This is a genomic window from Olleya sp. YS, assembly GCF_029760915.1.
In the GTDB taxonomy this organism is placed as follows: Bacteria; Bacteroidota; Bacteroidia; order Flavobacteriales; family Flavobacteriaceae; genus Olleya.
The window spans coordinates 2,512,376-2,533,873 of record NZ_CP121685.1 but is presented as its reverse complement, the minus strand read 5'-3'; the positions used below and the strand labels follow the sequence as shown (position 1 = coordinate 2,533,873).

General features: G+C 31.1%; 19 protein-coding genes. 11 read left to right on the top strand and 8 right to left on the bottom strand.

The features are described from left to right. Positions 1–10: 10 nt before the first annotated feature. On the bottom strand, positions 11–2,074 hold the full coding sequence (locus tag Ollyesu_RS11575) for a S9 family peptidase (protein WP_279301383.1): 2,064 nt from the start codon (positions 2,072–2,074) through the stop codon (positions 11–13). Positions 2,075–2,195: 121 nt separating this feature from the next. On the opposite strand from Ollyesu_RS11575, the gene Ollyesu_RS11570 reads away from it, so the two are divergent. Next, complete coding sequence (locus Ollyesu_RS11570) at positions 2,196–2,519, top strand: YbaB/EbfC family nucleoid-associated protein (RefSeq protein WP_279301382.1); 324 nt, start codon at positions 2,196–2,198, stop codon at positions 2,517–2,519. Between the two features lie 73 nt (positions 2,520–2,592). Here Ollyesu_RS11570 and Ollyesu_RS11565 read toward each other — a convergent pair whose 3' ends face one another. Both Ollyesu_RS11565 and Ollyesu_RS11560 read right to left on the bottom strand, forming a co-directional pair. Further along, positions 2,593–4,824, bottom strand: coding sequence for an OmpA family protein (locus Ollyesu_RS11565; protein ID WP_279301381.1), 2,232 nt, complete (start codon positions 4,822–4,824; stop codon positions 2,593–2,595). Between the two features lie 212 nt (positions 4,825–5,036). Beyond that, positions 5,037–6,056 carry a GntG family PLP-dependent aldolase gene (locus tag Ollyesu_RS11560; RefSeq protein ID WP_279301380.1) on the bottom strand — a complete coding sequence of 340 codons (1,020 nt, stop codon included), beginning with the start codon at positions 6,054–6,056 and terminating at the stop codon, positions 5,037–5,039. A gap of 98 nt (positions 6,057–6,154) precedes the next feature. Here Ollyesu_RS11560 and prfB point away from each other — a divergent pair. The 4 genes from prfB (at position 6,155) to Ollyesu_RS11540 (ending at position 10,530) form a co-directional block, all read left to right on the top strand. Beyond that, positions 6,155–7,268 (top strand): peptide chain release factor 2 gene (prfB, locus tag Ollyesu_RS11555; protein WP_279301379.1). Its coding sequence is split into 2 segments (ribosomal slippage): positions 6,155–6,217 and positions 6,219–7,268, totalling 1,113 coding nucleotides; the frame shifts between segments, so codons are not numbered across the junction. A 3-nt stretch (positions 7,269–7,271) separates the two neighbouring features. Beyond that, positions 7,272–7,613, top strand: coding sequence for an arsenate reductase (glutaredoxin) (gene arsC, locus Ollyesu_RS11550; protein WP_279301378.1), 342 nt, complete (start codon positions 7,272–7,274; stop codon positions 7,611–7,613). 43 nt (positions 7,614–7,656) lie between these two features. Beyond that, entirely contained in the window at positions 7,657–8,022 is a 366-nt protein-coding gene (locus Ollyesu_RS11545; RefSeq protein WP_279301377.1) for an ArsC/Spx/MgsR family protein, read from the top strand. 87 nt (positions 8,023–8,109) lie between these two features. After that, complete coding sequence (locus Ollyesu_RS11540) at positions 8,110–10,530, top strand: TonB-dependent receptor (protein ID WP_279301376.1); 2,421 nt, start codon at positions 8,110–8,112, stop codon at positions 10,528–10,530. A gap of 112 nt (positions 10,531–10,642) precedes the next feature. Here Ollyesu_RS11540 and Ollyesu_RS11535 read toward each other — a convergent pair whose 3' ends face one another. Continuing rightward, positions 10,643–10,810, bottom strand: a complete 168-nt coding sequence (locus Ollyesu_RS11535; protein ID WP_279301375.1) for a hypothetical protein — start codon at positions 10,808–10,810, stop codon at positions 10,643–10,645. 107 nt (positions 10,811–10,917) lie between these two features. After that, positions 10,918–12,465 (bottom strand): sensor histidine kinase, encoded by a 1,548-nt coding sequence (locus Ollyesu_RS11530; protein ID WP_279301374.1) that lies wholly within the window; start codon positions 12,463–12,465, stop codon positions 10,918–10,920. A 266-nt stretch (positions 12,466–12,731) separates the two neighbouring features. Here Ollyesu_RS11530 and fumC point away from each other — a divergent pair, with 266 nt between their 5' ends. Next, entirely contained in the window at positions 12,732–14,129 is a 1,398-nt protein-coding gene (fumC, locus tag Ollyesu_RS11525; protein WP_279301373.1) for a class II fumarate hydratase, read from the top strand. A 150-nt stretch (positions 14,130–14,279) separates the two neighbouring features. Here fumC and Ollyesu_RS11520 read toward each other — a convergent pair whose 3' ends face one another. After that, on the bottom strand, positions 14,280–14,870 hold the full coding sequence (locus Ollyesu_RS11520; RefSeq protein WP_279301372.1) for a Crp/Fnr family transcriptional regulator: 591 nt from the start codon (positions 14,868–14,870) through the stop codon (positions 14,280–14,282). A 159-nt stretch (positions 14,871–15,029) separates the two neighbouring features. Here Ollyesu_RS11520 and hutI point away from each other — a divergent pair, with 159 nt between their 5' ends. Both hutI and Ollyesu_RS11510 read left to right on the top strand, forming a co-directional pair. Then, complete coding sequence (gene hutI, locus Ollyesu_RS11515) at positions 15,030–16,265, top strand: imidazolonepropionase (protein ID WP_279301371.1); 1,236 nt, start codon at positions 15,030–15,032, stop codon at positions 16,263–16,265. Then, positions 16,249–16,824 (top strand): hypothetical protein, encoded by a 576-nt coding sequence (locus Ollyesu_RS11510; protein WP_279301370.1) that lies wholly within the window; start codon positions 16,249–16,251, stop codon positions 16,822–16,824. Before hutI ends, Ollyesu_RS11510 begins: the two co-directional genes overlap by 17 nt. Before the next feature lie 57 nt (positions 16,825–16,881). Here Ollyesu_RS11510 and Ollyesu_RS11505 read toward each other — a convergent pair whose 3' ends face one another. Then, positions 16,882–17,766 carry a chromosome partitioning protein ParA gene (locus tag Ollyesu_RS11505; protein ID WP_279301369.1) on the bottom strand — a complete coding sequence of 295 codons (885 nt, stop codon included), beginning with the start codon at positions 17,764–17,766 and terminating at the stop codon, positions 16,882–16,884. A gap of 101 nt (positions 17,767–17,867) precedes the next feature. Here Ollyesu_RS11505 and Ollyesu_RS11500 point away from each other — a divergent pair, with 101 nt between their 5' ends. From Ollyesu_RS11500 to Ollyesu_RS11490, 3 genes are read left to right on the top strand one after another with little or no spacing between them, the layout of a single operon-like run. Further along, positions 17,868–18,902 carry a formimidoylglutamase gene (locus Ollyesu_RS11500; RefSeq protein ID WP_279301368.1) on the top strand — a complete coding sequence of 345 codons (1,035 nt, stop codon included), beginning with the start codon at positions 17,868–17,870 and terminating at the stop codon, positions 18,900–18,902. Continuing rightward, a complete protein-coding gene (locus Ollyesu_RS11495) occupies positions 18,889–19,179 on the top strand; it encodes a hypothetical protein (protein WP_279301367.1) in 291 nt (96 codons plus the stop codon). The genes Ollyesu_RS11500 and Ollyesu_RS11495 overlap by 14 nt, the downstream gene beginning before the upstream one ends. A gap of 2 nt (positions 19,180–19,181) precedes the next feature. Continuing rightward, on the top strand, positions 19,182–19,658 hold the full coding sequence (locus Ollyesu_RS11490; RefSeq protein WP_279301366.1) for a GNAT family N-acetyltransferase: 477 nt from the start codon (positions 19,182–19,184) through the stop codon (positions 19,656–19,658). Between the two features lie 15 nt (positions 19,659–19,673). On the opposite strand, the gene Ollyesu_RS11485 is transcribed toward Ollyesu_RS11490, so the two are convergent. Next, complete coding sequence (locus tag Ollyesu_RS11485; RefSeq protein ID WP_279301365.1) at positions 19,674–21,443, bottom strand: hypothetical protein; 1,770 nt, start codon at positions 21,441–21,443, stop codon at positions 19,674–19,676. Between the last annotated feature and the right edge of the window lie 55 nt (positions 21,444–21,498).

Genomic DNA, 21,498 nt, shown 5'->3' with positions numbered 1-21,498 from the left:
TTTTTTTTGATTATTTATTTATCCCTTCCAAATTGAATAAAAAAGCATATTCTAATGCTACTTCTTTTAAGGCTTCAAAACGTCCAGATGCGCCACCATGTCCAGTATCCATATCGGTTTTTAGTAACAATAAATTGTTATCGGTTTTTAAATTTCTAAGTTTAGCAACCCATTTTGCTGGTTCCCAATATTGCACTTGAGAATCATGCAAACCAGTGGTGACTAACAAATTTGGATAGGCTTTTGCTTCAACATTATCATAAGGCGAATAAGATTTCATATAAAAATAATAGTCCTTATCATTAGGATTTCCCCATTCATCATACTCTCCTGTAGTTAATGGTATAGAATCGTCTAGCATTGTAGTCACTACATCCACAAAAGGAACTGCAGCAATAACACCATTATATAGCTCTGGATTCATATTTATAATTACTCCCATTAATAATCCACCAGCACTTCCACCCATTGCGTACAAATGCGCTTTTGATGTATATTTATTATCAATTAAATATTTTGAACAATCTATAAAATCTGTGAATGTATTTATTTTGGTTAACAACTTTCCACTTTCATACCAAGGTCTTCCTAAATATTCACTTCCTCTGACGTGAGTAATGACATAAATAAATCCTCTATCTAAAAGACTTAAGCGAATAGATGAAAAATAGGGGTCTATTGTAGATCCATAAGACCCATATGCATATTGAAGCACAGGATTTTGACCATTTATTACAATGTCTTTTCTATGCACAATAGACATTGGTATTTTAGCTCCATCTCTAGCTGTAGCCCAAACACGTTTAGATGTATAATTATCCTTGTCGAAATTTTTATCTAAAACCTCTTGCTGTTTTTTAATATCTTTTTGTTTGGTTTTAAAATTGTAATCAATGACCGAACTTGGAGTTGTCAGAGAATTAAAAACATAACGAAGCGTATGACTTTCAAAATCTGGGTTATTTCCTATTTGAACAGTATAGGTTTCGCTTTCAAAATCTAAATAATAATCTTCTGTCTTATCCCAGCTTATAATACGCAATTTGTTAAGTCCATTTTGGCGTTCGTTTAAAACCAAATAGTTTTCAAAAATTTCGATATCTTCCAATAACACATCAGCTCTGTGAGATATGACGTCTTTCCAATTTTCAACACTAGTATTATTTACACTCGTTTTTTGAAGCTTAAAATTTGTTGCACCATCTTTATTGGTTATTATATAAAAACTATCATTAAAATGTGCTATTGAGTATTCAAGATCTCTAGTTCTTTTATTAAATATTCTAAAATTACCATCAGGTTTATCCGCTTCTAATATTCTATATTCTGTAGTCAATGTACTAGAGCTTCCAATTACTAAATACTTTTTAGACTTTGACTTATATACATAAGTATTAAAAGTTTCATCTTTTTCATGAAAAACTAATACATCTTCTTTTTCATTTGTATTTAATTGATGCTTATAGATTTTATCGGAACGAAGCGTGACCTTATCTTTTTTACTATAAAACAAGGTTTTATTATCATTAGCCCAAGTCGAACTTCCAGAAGTGTTTTCTATTTTATCCTGATAGATTTCTCCTGTTCTTAGATTTTTAATATAAATAGTGTATTGCCTTCTACTGACAGTATCTACAGAAAAAGCTGCTAAGGTATTATCTGCACTTATTGAAATGCCTCCTAACTTAAAATAACTATGTCCTTCTGCCATTTTGTTGCAATCAAACATAATTTCTTCTTCAGCCTCTAAACTCTCTTTTTTTCTAGTGTAAATTGGATAATCTTTACCTTCTTCGTATCTAGTTATATACCAATAGCCATTTTGCTTATAAGGTACGCTTTGGTCATTTTCTTTGATTCGAGATTTCATCTCTTCAAATAAAGACTGTTGAAAAGGTTCTGTGTGTTTTAATACTGATGTAGTATAATCATTTTCAGCACTTAAGTAATCTAAAACGTCTTGATTTTCTCGCTGATTTAACCAATAGTAGTTATCAATTCTTGTATCGTTATGAATAATTAATTTTTTTTCAGTTTTTTTAGCTATTGGAGGTTTAATATTAGGTTTAGTCATACTATTTTGTGTTTTTCAAGACACAGCAAAGGTAAAATTTAATAGTATTAGCACTATTAGTTTTTATATATTAATTAATGAATTTAATAAATTTGCAGATATAACTTTAAAATAAATTAAAATGTTTGGAGACTTAATGGGAATGATGGGTAAACTTAAAGAAACCCAACAAAAAGTAGAAGAGACTAAAAAACGATTAGACACTGTTTTAGTTGATGAAAAAAGTAATGACGGTTTGTTAAGTGTAACTTTAACGGCTAATAGAACAATCAAATCAATAACTATCAATGACGCTTTATTAGAAGATAAAGAACAATTAGAAGATTATTTAATCCTAACACTTAATAAAGCTATTGAAAAAGCTACTAACATTCATGAAACAGAAGTAGCTGCTGTTGCAAAAGATGGAATACCTAATATTCCTGGTTTGGATTTATTTAAATAATATTAGTTGATTTAAAACAAAAAAGGAAGCCAAAATTGGCTTCCTTTTTTTATATGAAAAGTATTTACTAAGTTTAGTTAGCGTTGATTACTCTAAATTGAGTACGTCTGTTTGCTAAGTGCTCTCTTTCTGTACAAGATACACCATCAGAACATCTGTTAGTTAATCTTGACTCACCATATCCATTAGATACAATTCTTGAAGAATTGATTCCTTTAGAAATTAGGTAGTTAGTTACAGCTTGAGCTCTTCTTTCAGATAATGCTCTGTTAGATTCTTTAGAACCTCTAGAATCAGTATGAGAAGCAATCTCTACAGATACACCATCAGCTAATACTGGTAATAATTTAGCATCAATTTCAGCTTTAGCAGCATTTGTTAATGTTGCAGAACCTAAGTTCCAGTTTATGTTAAGATCGTTATACTCAACGATTTTACAATCTACTTCTTTCCAAGTTGTTAATCCACCTTTTTTCTGTAATACTTCCTTAGTTACTGTTTTGTTAACAGCAGGAACAGTTACTTCTTCTACTCTAGCATCACTAGCCAAAACTGTACGCTTTAAAGTAGTTGTTTTTTGAGGTACATCAATAACTCTTGTTGTTGGAGGTGCAGTCATTACTGTACGCTTCATAGTTGTTGTTACAGCAGGTATTTCTACAACTCTTGTTGTTTCTGGAGAAATAATAGTTTTTCTAACTGTAGTTGTTTTAGCAGGAATGTCTATAGCTCTTGTCGTAGGAGGTGTAGCCATTACTGTACGCTTCATAGTTTTAGTTACAGCAGGAATTTCAGAAACTCTTGTTGTAGCTGGCTCTAGTACTACAGTGCGCTTCATAGTTTTAGTTACAGCAGGAATTTCGATAACTCTTGTTGTAGGAGGCGTTACCATTACAGTTCTTGTTACTTCTTTAGTTACAGCAGGTACATCTACTACTCTTGTTGTAGGAGGTGTTACCATTACTTTTCTAGTAACTTCTTTAGTCACTGCAGGAATATCTACTACTCTTGTTGTTGCAGGAGAAACTAATACTGTTTTCTTAATAGTTTTAGTTACAGCAGGAATTTCTACTACTCTAGTTGTAGGAGGTGTTACCATTACTGTTTTCTTAACTGTTTTAGTTACAGCAGGAATATCAATTACTCTAGTTGTTGCTGGAGTTTGAACAACACGTCTTGTATATGTTCCCATACCACAATCTGCAGAATTGTTTCCACCTTGATCACATCCTGGCTTAGTAATTACTTGTGCATCAGATGCTAATTCAGTAGTGTTTATTGTAATATTCTGCGCTGGCACATTTTTGTAACACCAGTATCTACAGTCATTAGGATCACTTGACTGGCAGTCTGCAGCAGGTGTATCACTCATTCCCCATTTAGCTGTTGCTGGCTTAACTTCGATAGTTTGGTAACCAGAAGTAAACTTAGCTGGTACTACAGTTAATGTAGAACCATATTCTTGCTTTTTATAAGACATTGTCTCTGTTCCCCATTTTGCTGGGATAACTTCTAAACGTTGAGAAGCTTCTTGAACAACGACTTCAACAGTTTGAGTTTCGTATTGAGCAGGAACTATTTCTACTCTTGAAGAAGCTGGTTGAGTAACAACCTGTACACTTTCTGTAGCCCATTTTGCAGGAACAACTTCTAAACGTTGACCAGCAGATTGTACTACTACAGTCTCAGTTCTTGTTTCATATTGTGCAGGGACAGTTTGTAATTTAGTGTAAGCAGCTTGTACTACTACAGTTTCTGTTCTGTTTTCGTATTGAGCAGGTACAACTTCTAAACGTTGACTTGCTTCTTGTACTACAACTTCAAAGCTTTCTGTTCCTAATTTAGCAGGAACAACAGATAATGTCTGTCCAGCTTCAGCAGTTACAACATCAAAATTTTCAGTTGCATATTTTGCTGGTACAACAGATAACTCTTGGTAAGCTGGTTGTGTTACGATTTCTTCAGTAGTTGTATCTGTAGATCCAGCTACTTTTTCTAAACGTTGTGAAGCTTCTTGTGTTACAACCTCAAAAGTTTGATTTTCGTACTGTGCAGGAACAACTGATAACTCTTGTCCTCCAGATTGGATAACAACTTCTTCATTTTCTGTTCTGTACTGTGCAGGAACAACTTTTAGTTTTTTGTAAGCTGGTGCTACTTGTACTGTAATGTCTTGGTTTACCCAAACGTCAGGTGTCACACAACGTACGTAACATTTCCCAGGTTCAGGATTTGTCGGTAAATCTTGTGCAAATACTGCAGAACAGACTACAAAAGATAAGATTGTTAGTAATACTTTTTTCATTTTTGTTGAATTAAATGGTTATTTGATTAAATATTAAGCCGAAAATAAACGACTGTTTACTAATTTCAAGCAAAAAAAATACATATCAAACAATTCACCCTATTTATTCTTAAATTTGAGTTAACAATTCGATGAAGTGTAGTAAAATTCGGATTAATTACTTTTGCTTTTAATTATTCTCAACTATCAACTAAAAACACTTTATATTAATTTTATAATGCTTGAATAATATCCAACACTCTATTATGTTGATTATCATCGTAATCCATATGAGTAACAAGTCGTAATTTATTACTTCCCATACCAATAATCTTAACATTTTTATCAGAAAGTAACTTTAAGAAAGTATTTTCTGAATATTTTTTATTAAGCTCAAAAATGACAATATTAGTTTCAATAGGTTCTACCTTTTCAATAAAACTAGCTTTTGCTAATGTGTCACCTAATTCTTTAGCTTTTTTATGATCGTCTTTTAACCTGTCAATATTATGTTCTAAAGCATATAATCCTGCAGCTGCTAAAAAACCTGCTTGTCGCATACCTCCTCCTAATATTTTTCTAATTCTTGTGGCATGTTGCATTATGGCTTCATCACCAACCAAAACAGACCCAACTGGGCAACCTAAACCTTTACTTAAACATACAGAAATAGTATCAAATACTTCTCCATATTGCATTGTGGTTTCGTTTTTAGCAACTAAAGCGTTCCATAGTCTTGCACCATCTAAATGAAAACCTAAATTATTTTCTTTACAAACTTGTTTAATTTTTAGTATTTCATCAAAATCCCAACAGGCACCTCCTCCTTTATTGGTTGTGTTTTCAATTTCTACTAATTTTGTTAATGGACTATGATAAAAATCTGGTGGATTGATAGCTTCAATAACTTGTTGTGCTGTAAACATCCCTCTGTGACCATCAATTAATTTACAAGAGACACCACTATTAAATGATGCACCTCCACCTTCATAATTATATATATGTGCATATTTATCACAAATTACCTGATCACCTGGATTTGTATGCAACTTAATTGCTGTTTGATTAGCCATAGTTCCGCTAGGAAAAAATAACGCATGAGATTTTCCAAATTGTTTAGCTATTTTTTCTTCTAATACATTAATAGTTTCGTCTTCTTTGTACACATCATCACCAACTTTTGCTTGCATAATTGCTTCCATCATTTCTGTAGTTGGCTGAGTAACAGTGTCACTTCTTAAATCTATAATCATCTTTAATTTTTTTTCAATATAAAACTATTAAAAATACTTGGTAAAAGTTTTTAAATCTTAGTAATAATTCTATTTTTGTTTCAAACCCAAAGTAAATAATGATTACATCAGATAATATAAAAAACCTTAATACACGCCTTAATAAATTAAGGCAATATCTTTGACATTGATGCCAAATTAATTGCGCTTCAAAATGAAGAAGAGCAAACCTTTGATCCCAACTTTTGGAACGATTCTCAACAAGCTGAGATAGTCATGAAATCCATTCGAGAAAAGAAAAAATGGATTACAGACTATGAAACTTCTAAAACCCTTATTGAGGATTTAGAGGTTATTTATGAATTTTATAAAGAAGACGAAGCCAATCTATCTGATGTTGAAACTAGATATGAAAAAGCGCTGTCTCAAATTGAAGACCTAGAGTTTAGAAATATGTTGTCTGAAGAAGGCGATAGTCTTAGTGCAGTACTCCAAATTACTGCTGGTGCAGGTGGAACAGAAAGTTGTGATTGGGCAAATATGCTTATGAGAATGTATTTGATGTATGCCGAAAAAAACAACTTTAAAGTCAAAGAGCTTAATTTTCAAGAAGGAGATGTTGCTGGTATAAAAACTGTAACTTTAGAGATAGAAGGTGATTATGCGTTTGGTTGGCTTAAAGGTGAAAATGGTGTACATAGATTAGTACGCATCTCTCCTTTTGACAGTAATGCCAAACGTCATACTAGCTTTGCATCTGTTTATGTTTATCCCTTAGTGGATGATACTATTGAAATAGAGATAAATCCTGCAGATATCGAAATAACTACTGCACGTTCTAGTGGTGCTGGAGGACAAAATGTTAATAAAGTAGAAACTAAAGTCCAATTAACACACAAACCAACCGGAATACAAATATCATGCTCAGAAACACGATCACAACACGATAATAGATCTAGAGCCTTACAAATGCTAAAGTCACAGCTATATGAAATAGAGCTACAAAAACAATTAGCACAGCGTGAAGATATTGAAGCTAGCAAAATGAAAATAGAATGGGGAAGTCAAATCCGTAACTATGTATTGCATCCATACAAATTAATTAAAGATGTTAGAAGTGGTCATGAAACCGGAAATGTAGATGCAGTATTAGATGGACATATTGAACCTTTTTTAAAAGCATATTTAATGATGATGGGGCAACAAAATATTGAAGATGAACAAAATTTATAATCCATGATTACAATATATCACAATCCAAGATGTAGAAAATCTAGAGAAGGCTTACAAATATTAGAACAAGCTAATCAAGAATTTGAACTAATTAAATATCTAGAAGACCTCCTAACTGTAAAAGAACTAGAAAAGATAATTTCACTTTTAAACATTAAACCAATAGATTTAGTAAGAAAAAACGAAACTATTTGGAAAGATAATTATAAAAACAAAGTACTAACAGACAAACAAATTATTGAAGCTTTAGCTACCCATCCAAAGCTAATTGAACGACCTATTGTAGTTAACAACAATAAAGCAGTTATTGGTAGACCTCCAGAATTAATTAAAACTATTTTATAAAACAAACAAATTAATAGCAACACTTAATTTTCCCTTAAACTAAATGATAGTAATTTATCACAATCCAGAGTCTTCTGACTCAAACACATGCCTAGAAATATTAGAAACCCATAAACACGACCATGAGGTTATTAAATACCAAGAAAAGCCACTAGATAAAGAAAAACTAATAAAAATAATTAAAGTATTAAATGTTAAGCCAAAAACTTTAATTAGAAAAGAAAGTAAAATTTGGATAGAACATTTTAAACATCTAGAAGATGATGGACACATATTTAACGATGATAGTTTAATAGATATCATGATTGAATATCAAGATCTTATTGAACGTCCAATAGTAATAAATGGTGAGAAAGCAGTCATAGGTAAACCTGCCAAGCGTATTTTTGATATTATTCCACAACGCTAATTAGTTATATTTTATTTAACAAAGCTTTAACCAAACAAGCTTAAACCTATCGGTATTTTTGCTGTCATATACGGAAAACCAAACCTTATGACCAAGAATATTATCACTTGTTGCCTTTTAGTGTTATTTTTTAATGTATCATTTTCTCAAAATACTACCGAAAATTTAGTAACTATTACTGGTAAGGTATTAGAGAAAGATACTAATGCACCATTAGAATACGCTACCATTGTATTAAAAAACGCAAATAATCCTTCAGAAATTTCAGGAGGCATTACAGATGCAAATGGTAATTATTCTGTAGAAGTCAAAACTGGGACTTATGTAGTAAGTTTTGAATACATAGGTTTTAAAACTGAAACTATTCCAAATAAAACTATAACAAAAGACCAGAGTTTTGACACTATTTATCTATCAATAGATGCTGAAGCTTTAGACGAAGTAGAAATAGTTGCAGAAAAAACAACTGTCGAAATTCGTTTAGATAAAAAAATCTATAACGTTGGTAAAGATTTAACAGTTCGTGGAGGAACCGTAAGTGATGTCTTAGACAATGTACCATCGGTATCTGTAGATGTAGAAGGTAATGTCGCTTTACGTGGTAATGACAACGTACGTATTTTAATTAATGGTAAACCATCCGGCTTAGTTGGTTTAAATTCGACAGATGCATTACGTCAGCTACCAGCAGAATCTATAGAAAAAGTAGAAGTTATCACGTCACCATCAGCTAGATATGAGTCGGAAGGTACCGCTGGTATATTAAACATTATATTAAAACGAAGCAAATTACAAGGTTTAAATGGTGCAATAACGACTAATGTTGGTTATAATCCATCTGCAGGTATTAACGGAAATATAAACTATAGAACTGGTGACATAAATATTTTTAACACCTCTGGATATAGTTACAGAGAGTCACCTGGTAACTCAAATTCTTCAACATTATTTAATTCTTCGGGTGAGTTTTTAGATGAAAGCAATGAGTTTAATCGTGTTAGAAAAGGATTGACTTCAAATTTTGGTGTAGAGTGGTATATCAACGATTCTGCTTCGCTAACTGGATCTTTTTTATACAGAGATAGTGATAATGAAAGAAACACCGTAAACCTATTAAATCAATTTGATGCTAACAGAAATCTAATATCCTCAACTGTACGTCTAGATCCAGAGCTTGAAGATGACAAAAACATACAGTATGCCTTAAATTTTCAGAAGAATTTTAATGATAGTGGTCATGTATTTACATTCGATTTTCAGTACGAAGAAAGCTCTGAAGACGAAAACTCTATGATACAAGTTGATAATCTATTAACCAATGACATTACAACCTTAGAAGACCAAACACAAATCCTATTACAGTCTGATTATGTGTTGCCTATTGGAGAAAACAGTCAATTTGAAGCTGGATATAGAGGTAATTTTGACAATACATCAACAGATTTAAATGTGTTAAGCTTAGATGAAAACACCAATACTTTAGAAGTTGACTTAGGTTTAACTAATACCTTAAACTTTAGACAATATCTAAATGCGGTGTATTCTCAATTTGGAAGTAAATTTGGTAAATTTTCTTACTTATTAGGGTTACGTATGGAAAACACTCAAATTACCATAGACCAGCCTACTTCTGGTGATATCAATAAAAAAAACTTCACAGGACTATTTCCTACAGTTAATTTAAACTATGAAATAAGCGATAATGAAAACATTACCTTAGGATATGCAAGGCGATTAAGACGACCAAGAGGCTTTTTTCTAAATCCGTTTCGTTCTTTCTCTAGTGCTACTAATTTTTTTCAAGGTAATCCAAACTTAAATCCAAGTTATTCTGGACAATTCGATTTAGGGTATTTAAAACGATTTAATAAATTCACTTTAAACGGTTCTGCATATTACTCTCACGCAACAGATGGATTTAGCTTTATTAGTTTTGATTCTGGTGAGACTGCAAATGTTAACGGTGAAGAACTTCCCGTTATTATTCGTACTCCAATAAACCTGGCAACAGAAGACCGTTATGGATTTGAATTTACATTAACCTATAACCCATCTAGAAAATGGAGAGTAAATGGTAATTTCAACTTTTTTCAAAACGAAATAAAAGGGACAACTCCAAACGGGTTAGCTCTTGACAACACCAATTCTAGTTGGTTTGCACGTATCAATAATAAATACACATTACCAGGACAAATTGATTGGCAAACAAATTTAAATTATAGAGGACCAGGTCAAGATGCTCAAAATGACAGAGAGGGAATCTTTACAACATCTATGGCATTTAGTAAAGATTTGTTTAACGAGCGTGCTTCATTAGCATTTAACGTTAATGACTTATTTAATAGTCGTAAACGAAGACAAACTACTACTACTCCAACTTTTAACGCTTATAGCGAGTTTCAATGGAGAGAACGAAGTTTTAACCTATCATTTACTTACCGATTTAATCAGAAAAAGAAACGTACGCAACGTGGTGATTATGGTGGAGACGATGATTTTGAAGGATAATTGTTTAGTGTAAAGTAAATAGTATTTAGTAAGAAGTTTTACTCATACTAGTAAAATAAAAAAGGGAAACTCATTGAGTTTCCCTTTTTAGTATAATGAATTAAGACTAAATTTATTTTTTAGCTTTTTTCTCTTCTTTAATTTCATTTAAACGCTCTAATAAACTTCCACCAATCCAATAAGGAACAACAAAAGTGATTAAAAAAATCATTAACCAAAAGCCTATGGTTAAAATAGTTAAAAATGCTAAAAAGCCTAAATATTGGTCAAATTCGAACATAATACGTTTAATTTCGTGGTTTTAATTATTGCAAAGATAAAGCAAACTTGTTTTTTATACAATACAAAGTAAAAATTTATTAACAAGGTTATTAATCGTCTTAATAATTAACCATGAAAACTTTTCTCTAATGGTTTAAAATAGATAGTAAAAGTACTTTCTGGTGCTTTATTATATATTAAATAACCTCCAAGCTGTTCTGTCAAGATATTAATTAATTGCATCCCTAAAGATTTAGAGGTTTTAATATCAAAATCATCAGGCAAGCCAATACCACTGTCTTTATAAATTAATTTATAATATTCAGAGTCATTAATTATTTCGATACTCAAAGTATTTTCTTTTGTATCGTTAAATGCATATTTAAAAGAGTTGGTAATTAATTCATTTACAATTAATCCTAAATTTGATGTTGTATCGGCATCAAAACTTAATTGCTTATCTATTTTAATACGTTTTGAAATTTCTGTAGATTTATTTTTTACAGTGTCTTCAACAAACTTAATAAGTTGCTCAATATAGTCTTTGGTTTTAACTTCTTTTAAAGTTCTATTTCCGTATAGTTTTTCATGAACCAATGACATAGATTGTATTCTACTTTGACTATCTCGTAAAGCCTTCTTTATATTTTCATCTTCATACTCTGCTTCCTGCATTAGTAAAATTCCGGACACCATTTGCATATTATTTTTAATTCTATGATGTATTTCTTTAATTAAAGTTTGAATTTTAAACAAATTATTTTCTAAATCTTGATTAGCAATTTTTAGACTTTTATTTAAGTATCTATTCCTTAGATATTGCGACAGTGCTATAAATAATAATACTGAAACTAAGCCATAACTAATATACGCTAAATTATAAATGCTTTTCTCTATTACTGGTTTGTCTTTGTAAGCACTACCTACTTTCAATTTTAACCCAAATAATTCAATAGTAGAGTAAATAAAATCAGACTCTTTGATGTCAAAATTTTTATAATATTCTTCGTCTTTTTTATTATTGTAAATTTCAGATCCATTATAAAAACCCTCACGTGTTAAATCTAAAGAGTCATTGACAACAAATTTATGTATGTAATTTTTTTCCTTATTATTTTCGTAAAAAAAGTCTAGTAAGTATTTGACGTTTATTATAGGTGCAAAGTATCCAATAACTTCATTGTTAGCATTTCTGGCAGAAAAATTAAAAGGAAAACCTGTCCATCCTTCTCTTAAGTTTATTGGACTGAAAATTTTAATATCGTTAGTCAGCATTAATCTATCCAATTCTTCTATTCGCTCTTCAGATCTAAATGACTTAACGTTAATACCTTTTAAATTTTTTGGATCAATACTATTAGGTGTAATAACATATTTAAATTCGTGATTTTTATCAATATAATTTATCAAAATCGAATCGTTAAATTGTATGTCTTTTAGAATATCATTAAGATAGTTTTGGAGTTTTAACTCACTAGGAAACTCATTATAATTAATCGTAAAACTTTTTAGTGAAGAGACAATAGTAGCATACACCTCAATACCAGCTTTAGCGTTTATCAATGCGTCATTATGCGTTTTTTTGAGTTGCGCTTCAATTTTTTGAGTTTCTAAAACTGTATTACTGACTATAATATTATTTAAAAAATAAGCACCAATAATTATAATTGTCAATGCAATTACATAATACTTTAGTTTATTTTTTAAGTTTAGGAGAAACATTTACAAAATTCTAAATTTAAAGATAGACTAATTTGGTATTAATTATACTAGGTTAACACTATTAAAATAAACATTTTTAAGTAGGAAGTATAAACTTGGTAAGTCTAATTAAAAGGTGCTACAAATGTAATATTTTAAAACTTTTTATTACTGTATTACTTTAAATTTAAAGCCAAATTTTCGTAATTTTACAGTCTTAAAATTAATCATCATTACATATGGACTACAGAATAGAAAAAGATACCATGGGAGACGTTAAAGTGCCTACAGACAAGCTTTGGGGTGCGCAAACAGAACGTTCTAGAAACAACTTTAAAATTGGTAATGCTGCCTCAATGCCTCTTGAAGTAGTCTATGGTTTTGCTTATCTTAAAAAAGCTGCTGCGTATACTAACTGTGAGCTAGGAGTTTTAAATATTGAAAAACGAGATTTAATTGCGCAAGTATGTGATGAGATTTTAAATGGTCAACACGATAATCAATTTCCATTAGTGATTTGGCAAACTGGTTCTGGTACACAATCCAATATGAATGTTAATGAGGTTATTGCAAATAGAGCACATCAATTGGCAGGAAAAACTATTGGTGAAGGTGAAAAAACAATTCAGCCAAATGATGATGTCAATAAATCACAATCATCAAACGACACGTTTCCAACTGGAATGCATATTGCAGCTTACACCAAAATTGTAAAAAATACAATTCCTGGTGTTAAGCAATTACGTGATACCCTAAAAAAGAAATCTGAAGCCTTTAAAAACGTCGTTAAAATTGGTCGTACGCATTTAATGGATGCAACACCATTAACCTTAGGACAGGAGTTTTCTGGATACGTATCACAATTAGATCATGGATTACAAGCTTTAGAAAATACCTTACCCCATTTAAGCGAAATAGCTTTAGGTGGAACAGCAGTAGGTACTGGTTTAAACACGCCTAAAGGCTATTCTAAACGTGTTGCAGAATATATTGCAGAATTTACTGGATTACCATTCATAACTGCACCTAATAAATTTGAAGCGTTAGCTGCACATGATGCTATTGTAGAGAGCCATGGTGCTTTAAAACAATTAGCGGTATCGTTAAATAAAATTGCTAACGATATACGTATGATGGCATCAGGACCACGATCTGGAATTGGAGAGATTATAATTCCTGCAAACGAACCAGGAAGTTCTATAATGCCAGGAAAAGTAAACCCTACTCAATGCGAAGCCTTAACTATGGTTTGCGCTCAAGTTATGGGTAATGATGTTGCTATTACCGTTGGTGGCACTCAAGGACACTACGAGCTAAACGTATTTAAACCAATGATGGCAGCTAATATTTTACAATCTGCACAACTTATTGGAGATGCTTGTGTAAGCTTTGACCTCAATTGTGCAGAAGGCATAGAGCCTAATCATGAAGTTATTAAAGAATTACTAAACAATTCCCTAATGCTTGTAACCGCTTTAAACACCAAAATTGGTTACTATAAAGCTGCAGAAATTGCAAACACTGCACATAAAAATGGTACCACGTTAAAAGAAGAAGCAGTAAATTTAGGTTATGTTAGTGCAGAAGACTATGACCAATGGGTAAAACCAGAAGATATGGTTGGTAGTTTAAAGTAACTAGTCAATGATTTATAAATAAAAAAACCGATAAGTAAACTTATCGGTTTTTTTGTTCGTTAGTTATTAATTATAATAGGGATGGCTTATTTAACCAATACAAGTTTATAACTAATATTAAGCTTTAACATTAACATATGTTAATAAATCTTATAGCTTTGATCGTATTCTACTTAATTGTACAGGAGTAATACTTAAATAAGCTGCAATTTGATACTGCGGTATAAGGTTGTCAATATTGGGAATCATCTTTCTTAACTTCAAGTATCTACCCTTAGCGTTTAAGGTCAATAGCTCGATATGCTTCTTATCGTTTTGACATAACAAAAATTCTAAAAACTTAGTATGAAAAAATAAAATGTCTAAGTTATTTTCACATAACTTTTTATAAGTAATATAATCAATTTCATATATCTCACAGTCTGTTAAGGTTTCATAAATACTTTCCGAAGTTGTTTGGTTTATTAACGCATCAAACGAAGCTAATATGATAATAGGAACAAATATTGATTTAGTTACTTCTTTTCCATTTTCTAATCTAACATAAGAGCGCATCACACCTCTATTTAGTAAATAGATTTTATTTGGTATATCACCAATGTTATCTAAAATTGTCCCAGCTTTAACCTCTTTTAACTGTGCTGCACCAATCATCAATTCAAAAGAAGATTCTGAAACAGGATAAAATGAAGATATATAAGAATAAATCTCGTTATAATACTTTGGCTTTACAGCTATCATAAATTTTTATTTACACACAGGCTAAATGTATTGTTTTAATTTATTGTCTCAATAATTTTTCGATGTAGCGCAATAAAAAAGTAATGATAAGTAAACTAGTAAGAATTATTCAATACTATCATTTTATCTATATTTGAGTAAAATTATAGCCAAACTGATATGTCATTACTTATTAAAAATATCAAAGAATTAATACAAGTTAGAGACAAGAACATTACCAAGGTATCTGGTAATAAAATGAGTGAATTACCAACACTTAAAAATGCTTACTTGCTAATTGATAACGATACGATTGTTGACTATGGATTAATGGTTAACAGCAATGGTATTGAAGCTGACCAAACATTAGATGCAACTGGTAAATTAGTGCTACCAGCTTGGTGCGACTCTCATACGCACATTGTGTATGCAGGAGATAGATCTCAAGAGTTTGTAGATCGAATTAATGGATTAAGTTATGAAGACATTGCAAATCGTGGTGGTGGTATTTTGAATAGTGCAAAAACATTACAAAATACCAGTGAAGACGAACTTTACAATCAATCTATTGCACGAGTAAAGAACGTAATGAAACTTGGTACAGGAGCAATAGAAATTAAGTCAGGCTATGGATTAACACCTGAAGCAGAACTTAAGATGTTACGAGTAATAAAGCGAATTAAAAAAGATTTTCCTATAAAAGTAAAAGCAACATTTTTAGGTGCTCATGCACTTCCGCTTGCATTTAAAGATAATAAACAAGGATACTTAGATCTAATCATCAATGAGATGCTACCTCAAATAGCTAAAGAAGGTTTAGCACATTACATAGATGTTTTTTGTGAAAAAGGGTATTTTGATTTGGATGATGTCAATCAAATTTTATCTGCTGGAAAAAAGTACAGTTTAACACCAAAAATACATGTCAATCAATTTAATGCATTTGGAGGCGTAGCTTTAGCAGTTAAACATAAAGCCTTAAGTGTAGATCATTTAGAAGAGTTAAATCAAGAAGATATTGATGTATTAAAAGATAGCAATACTATGCCTGTTGCTTTACCTTCATGTTCATATTTTTTAAGCATTCCATACACTCCTGGACGTCAATTAATTGACGCAGGACTACCTTTAGCGTTAGCAACAGATTATAATCCAGGATCTACACCGTCTGGAAACATGAATTTTGTAGTCAGTACTGCTTGTATTAAAATGAAATTAACACCAGAAGAAGCTATTAATGCTGCCACTATTAATGGGGCTTATGCAATGGGAATAGCTAATCAATATGGTAGTATTACAAAAGGTAAAAAGGCTAATTTAATAATTACCAAACCATTGTCAAGCTACAATTATTTACCTTATGCGTTTGGAGATAACCATATAGAATCTGTAATTATTAATGGAGAAGTTATTTGATTTTAAACTGAATACCAGCTACTTAACGTCTAAAGCTTTTGTAGATTTAGAAATCTCAACGTTTCAATCTGCTTTACATTATATCCATCAATTACCTTACGGAAGAAACACAGATAGAAGCGATTATAATTTGGTATTAAAAGAACAAATAGGAACCTGTTCTACCAAACATGCATTATTAAAGCAACTAGCCATAGATAATAAACAAGACAACGTTAAGTTATATTTAAGTATTTATAAAATGAATGGTCTGAATACAAGTGGAATAGCTTCAGTATTACAACAGTACAATTTAGACTATATTCCAGAAGCACATACCTATCTTAAGATTGAAGATAGAATTGTAGATGTAACCAGAACGGACTCATCCTCACATTCATTTACAGATTCCATTTTGCATGAAGAAGTTATCTTACCATATCAAATTGGAAAATATAAAATTAATTACCACCAAAATTATTTAAAACATTGGTTAAAGTCGGTAAAAATAACCTATACACTAGAAGAAATTTGGACCATTAGAGAAGCCTGTATTAACGCTTTAAACCAAAAAACCTGAAAGCTATTCACTTTCAGGTTTTTTAATGAAATAATTAACTAATACTAGCTCAAGCTTTTATTTGAGGGTAAATTCAGAGCTTGAAACCAATTCTTTTCCGTTAAATACATTCACTTGATAACGCCCTTTTTCAAAATCGTCGTCTGTAGTATTCGTAACAAACTCGCAAATATCCAAGTTTCCATTTTCATAATTAAACTTACTAATAATACTATAATTAAGGGTTTGTTCACCAAATTTGACCTGCGCATTGGCTCCTAAAATATTATTTTTTGGATCTATAACTTGGACAAATAACTCTTTGTCTCCTGCTTGTACTAGCTTATTTTTTGCAACCGTGTAGCATACTCTAATTTTATCACTTCGTCTTGCTCTTTCTGTTGGTATAAGTTTACCATTACTACGCTCAATAACTCCAAACCCTTTCAAGTTAGCAGTTGTTAATACTGCAGCATTTTCAACCACTGTAGCAAGTGCTGTATTTTGCACTAATAAAGAATCGTTAAACATCTTGCTTTGCTCATATTGCACTCTAGTACTATCTAAGTTAGTTGCTAACTGCATGTTTTCAACTTTAAGTCTATCGTTTTCAGCCAATAATACGTCCATTTCATCTTGTAATGCTAAATACTTCTTTTTGTATCTCCATAAACTTTTAACGTTAGTTTCAGATAATTGTAAAGAATCTATTAATCCCTGTATACGCTCTCTAGCGTCAATTAGACTTTGATTAGCCACTTGGTTTTCGCCTAAAGCAACATCATACTTAGCTTTTAAGCCATTTAAATCCTTTAGAACGTCATTTTTTTCAGTCGTTAATTGTTGTTCTGTTTGTTGTTTGTCTTTGTATAAAGACGAAGTGTAAATACCAGTACCAATAAATAATGCTAAAGCTATACCTAATGCTACTTTTAATCCTGTATTTGCAGTGTTATTTGCCATAATAATTTGTTTTTTAATTGTGAAACGTTAATTCTGTTTTCTAGTTAAAACTTTAATAATAAAAACGTAATTTTAATTTTTCAAAACTATATGTAAAGTAAATGGATAAATTAGTTTTATACAATAAATCAATAGTAAACAATTTACTCAATATACGTTCAGGTGAAACTAAATTTGGTGAACATGTTCAGTTTTTAACCAGTGTTTCCAATATATACGACACACTTAAAAGTTTGGACGTTACTTATGTAATTTTTGGTCTTCCAGAATCTGTTGGTGTGTTTGCAAACTACGGTAAATCAGGCGCTTCGACTACTTGGGAAGCCACAATTAAAATTTTGTTAAATACACAAAACAATAGTTTTAACGATGCAAAAAAAGTATTAGTTCTTGGTCATTTAGATTTTTCTATCGAACAAGAGCAGCTATCTAAATTAAAACAAGACCATTCTAAACATATTAATAAAGCTAGAAAGCTTGTTGCAGAAATTGACAAACATGTTGTAGATTTAGTTTCAACCATTGTAAGTGCTGGAAAAATCCCAATAGCAATTGGAGGAGGACACAATAACGCTTATGGAATGATTAAAGGAACTAGTTTAGCATTTAAACATCCTATTAATAGTATCAATTTCGATGCGCATACAGATTTTAGAGCTTTAGAAGGTAGACATAGCGGAAATGGTTTTAGTTACGCTTACGCTGAAAAGTTTTTAAAACGATATTTTGCTTTTGGTCTACACGAAAATTATACCTCTACAAATCTCTTTAAGCAATTTAAGAATAATAAACATCTTGATTACAATACATATGAAGCAATTGCAATAAGAAAACAACAAAAGTTTAAAAAAGAATTACAACGTGCAGAAAAGCATATAAATAACACCAAATTTGGTATAGAAATAGATTGTGATGCTATTATCAATACGCCAAGTAGTGCGCAAACACCAAGTGGGTTTTCTGCTGAAAAAGCAAGACAATTTCTACATTATTATGCATTATTAGAACAGGCTAGTTATTTGCATATTTGTGAGGCAATAGCCAAAAAGAAAAAAGCGAACCAAGTTGGAAAGTTAGTTAGCTATTTAATAACCGATTTTATCCGTACTAATTCTAAAACACATGACAAAAATTAATATTGAATATATAAGGCTAACTATTACCTTTATTGTATTTGTGTTTATCATAACACTACTCTTTTTGCATATCAATCAGGTACAATTGCATTGGTTTGAAACATTTTCTGAAGTTTTTACAATTCCAGCTTTAATATTAAGTATAATCATACCTATTTGGATGATTACAGATTTAATTAGAAAAAAAGTAGCCGATAAATCTATATTTAACTTGACGTTTTTTATCTGTGTCATCTCCATATTATTAATACTTTTTGCTATAAGTTTTTTAAATTAAGTATGATTGATAAAGTTGTTATTATTCCCTTTGATAAAAAATACTCTAAAGATTTCTATATTCTTAATAGAGAGTGGTTACAAACTTATTTTTACGTAGAACCTTTTGATGAAGAGGTCCTAAGCAAACCCAATGACTATATTATTGATAAAGGTGGACACATTTTTTTTGCTAAATTAAATAATCAAATAGTTGGGACTTATGCGTTTATGCCATTAAAAAATGAAGTTGGTTTTGAGCTAACTAAAATGGCTGTTTTACCGAGTTTAAGAGGACAAAAAATAGGACAACAACTATTAGAACATTGCATAAATTATGCAAAATCACATCAATTTAAACGACTACTACTCTACTCTAGTAAAAAATTAGAAAACGCTATTTACTTGTATAGGAAATTTGGTTTTAAGGAGATCGAACTAGAACAAAATTCGCCTTACAAAAGAAGTAATATTAAAATGGAATTTGATTTATACAAGTAATGTTAATTACCGATATTATTGGCTATTAACTGCATTTGCAGAATCTATTTTACGTTGTAACCGCTTGATTTTATCATCACGATTTTTCTTAACAATAGAATCGTATTTACGTTTCAAATCTTCTAAAGCTTTGTCGTTATTTGTGTTATTAGACGTGCTTACGCTGTCTAATTGCATGTATTGATTGTTAAGGTCCTCGATAATAAAATCTACTACTCTATCCTCATCTAAAAAATACTCTCCAATACCTTCACTTGCTCGCCAAGCTTCATTAAGTTGGTCATAAACAGATTTTTCCCACTGACTTGGGTGTTTAGCATCAATCCAGACCACGTCACGATATTCGCTATCTATTAATGCTAAATCTGGTGTAGCAGAACCATCAAACTGAGATCCTTCTTCTTTAATTGATGAAATAGTTCCTAGAAAGAACATACGTTTTCGACCAGCAATATTTTTGATGTAAGGTCTAAACTCTACTGGTTTATTAACTGACCAATCGTATTCTTTTCTAGATTCTATAACCTTTAAAGGCATGGCTGATACACCTGCATATCCTTGTTTTTTGGACGCGTGATCATAATAATATAACTTGTTAGTACCATCTGCTGGCACAAATACACTAAAGGTTAAACTAGTACGCTCATCACCGACAGGTTCTAAACCAAACCAGTGATACAAACCACTATAAGCATCAGATTTTGAATCTGAAAAATCGAAATCTGTTACAAACGGTTGCTGGTTTTGGTCGTCTGGTAAGTCTGGAATTTTAACTGCAGTTTCCATATTCCATGGTAATGGATCGCTAAATCCACCTAAAAACTTTAAAGATTCAGCTTGAAGCCGTGATACTTTTTCGGATAATGTATTTTGTCGTGTTAGGTACGTATGGTTTTTCAATTCCTCTGGAGCAATAAAGGTCCCTTTTCCAATTGTAACACGCTCGATATAATCATTAAAATCATGTGCTCCGTTATCAATAACCATAACACCTCCAAAAGTAGGATAAGGAAAGAAAAAACCTTTCCATTTTATTAAACTAACTACTTCCACCCATTGACCATTATCGTCTTTCATGTAAAACGTATCACTTGGTTCATAGTTAAATAACATCCATGGGTTAAAACGCTGTACGACTGCGTTGTAAGTATTTCGACTAAATTTTAAAGATTCACCAATTGAAAACGTAACAGGAATTCTATTTTCGTTAGAAAACCGAGGGAAAGGTGTGGTGCTTGACACAGCAAACACTTCTTCTGTATTATCACTTATACCTTGCCAAACATATTTTTCTGTAGGTTGAATTGCCATAGTCCATTTATTCTCATCACCAATTCTAACTAAATGAGGCAAGGACACATCTTTAGTTTCTCCTACACTTTCATTAGCCATAGAAAAAATGTTTCGAAGTGGTTGAATACGTTCGTTTTGTGTTAAGGGTAGCTCGTCTATCTCAACTTTATTTAAATTGTTAAACACATTATAAGTTTTCATGTAATCATACAATTGAAAATGCCATCCAGCAACGTATAGTAACCCAAAAAAAGCTAAAAGCAAACCTAAAATCCCTAATCGTTTTCCAGTTGATGCAGAACTTCTAAAACTTCGTAATCCTAAAAATAAAACTAAACCACTGAGCAAAATGATAAAGATGTATTTGCGGATAAATAATAGTAAAGGTTGATAATCGTCTCTTAGAAAAAATAATAAACCTATGACTATTAAGGATAGTATTATGACAATAATTTTTTGTTTACCTCCTCTATTCCAGTAGTTTTTTATCATGGTTATATGGTATTGGCTAAATTATATTTTGGTGATTTAAAAAGGTTTATAAAGA

What these genes read in the sequence shown, in the direction of transcription:
- Ollyesu_RS11575 (WP_279301383.1), bottom strand. Translation starts at nt 2,074, where the DNA reads ATGACTAAACCTAATATTAAACCTCCAATAGCTAAAAAAACTGAAAAA.
- hutI (WP_279301371.1), top strand. Translation starts at nt 15,030, where the DNA reads ATGTCATTACTTATTAAAAATATCAAAGAATTAATACAAGTTAGAGAC.
- arsC (WP_279301378.1), top strand. Translation starts at nt 7,272, where the DNA reads ATGATTACAATATATCACAATCCAAGATGTAGAAAATCTAGAGAAGGC.
- Ollyesu_RS11495 (WP_279301367.1), top strand. Translation starts at nt 18,889, where the DNA reads ATGACAAAAATTAATATTGAATATATAAGGCTAACTATTACCTTTATT.
- Ollyesu_RS11520 (WP_279301372.1), bottom strand. Translation starts at nt 14,870, where the DNA reads ATGATAGCTGTAAAGCCAAAGTATTATAACGAGATTTATTCTTATATA.
- Ollyesu_RS11510 (WP_279301370.1), top strand. Translation starts at nt 16,249, where the DNA reads ATGGAGAAGTTATTTGATTTTAAACTGAATACCAGCTACTTAACGTCT.
- Ollyesu_RS11505 (WP_279301369.1), bottom strand. Translation starts at nt 17,766, where the DNA reads ATGGCAAATAACACTGCAAATACAGGATTAAAAGTAGCATTAGGTATA.
- Ollyesu_RS11560 (WP_279301380.1), bottom strand. Translation starts at nt 6,056, where the DNA reads ATGATTATAGATTTAAGAAGTGACACTGTTACTCAGCCAACTACAGAA.
- Ollyesu_RS11490 (WP_279301366.1), top strand. Translation starts at nt 19,182, where the DNA reads ATGATTGATAAAGTTGTTATTATTCCCTTTGATAAAAAATACTCTAAA.
- Ollyesu_RS11485 (WP_279301365.1), bottom strand. Translation starts at nt 21,443, where the DNA reads ATGATAAAAAACTACTGGAATAGAGGAGGTAAACAAAAAATTATTGTC.
- Ollyesu_RS11570 (WP_279301382.1), top strand. Translation starts at nt 2,196, where the DNA reads ATGTTTGGAGACTTAATGGGAATGATGGGTAAACTTAAAGAAACCCAA.
- Ollyesu_RS11540 (WP_279301376.1), top strand. Translation starts at nt 8,110, where the DNA reads ATGACCAAGAATATTATCACTTGTTGCCTTTTAGTGTTATTTTTTAAT.
- fumC (WP_279301373.1), top strand. Translation starts at nt 12,732, where the DNA reads ATGGACTACAGAATAGAAAAAGATACCATGGGAGACGTTAAAGTGCCT.
- Ollyesu_RS11500 (WP_279301368.1), top strand. Translation starts at nt 17,868, where the DNA reads ATGGATAAATTAGTTTTATACAATAAATCAATAGTAAACAATTTACTC.
- Ollyesu_RS11565 (WP_279301381.1), bottom strand. Translation starts at nt 4,824, where the DNA reads ATGAAAAAAGTATTACTAACAATCTTATCTTTTGTAGTCTGTTCTGCA.
- Ollyesu_RS11545 (WP_279301377.1), top strand. Translation starts at nt 7,657, where the DNA reads ATGATAGTAATTTATCACAATCCAGAGTCTTCTGACTCAAACACATGC.
- Ollyesu_RS11535 (WP_279301375.1), bottom strand. Translation starts at nt 10,810, where the DNA reads ATGTTCGAATTTGACCAATATTTAGGCTTTTTAGCATTTTTAACTATT.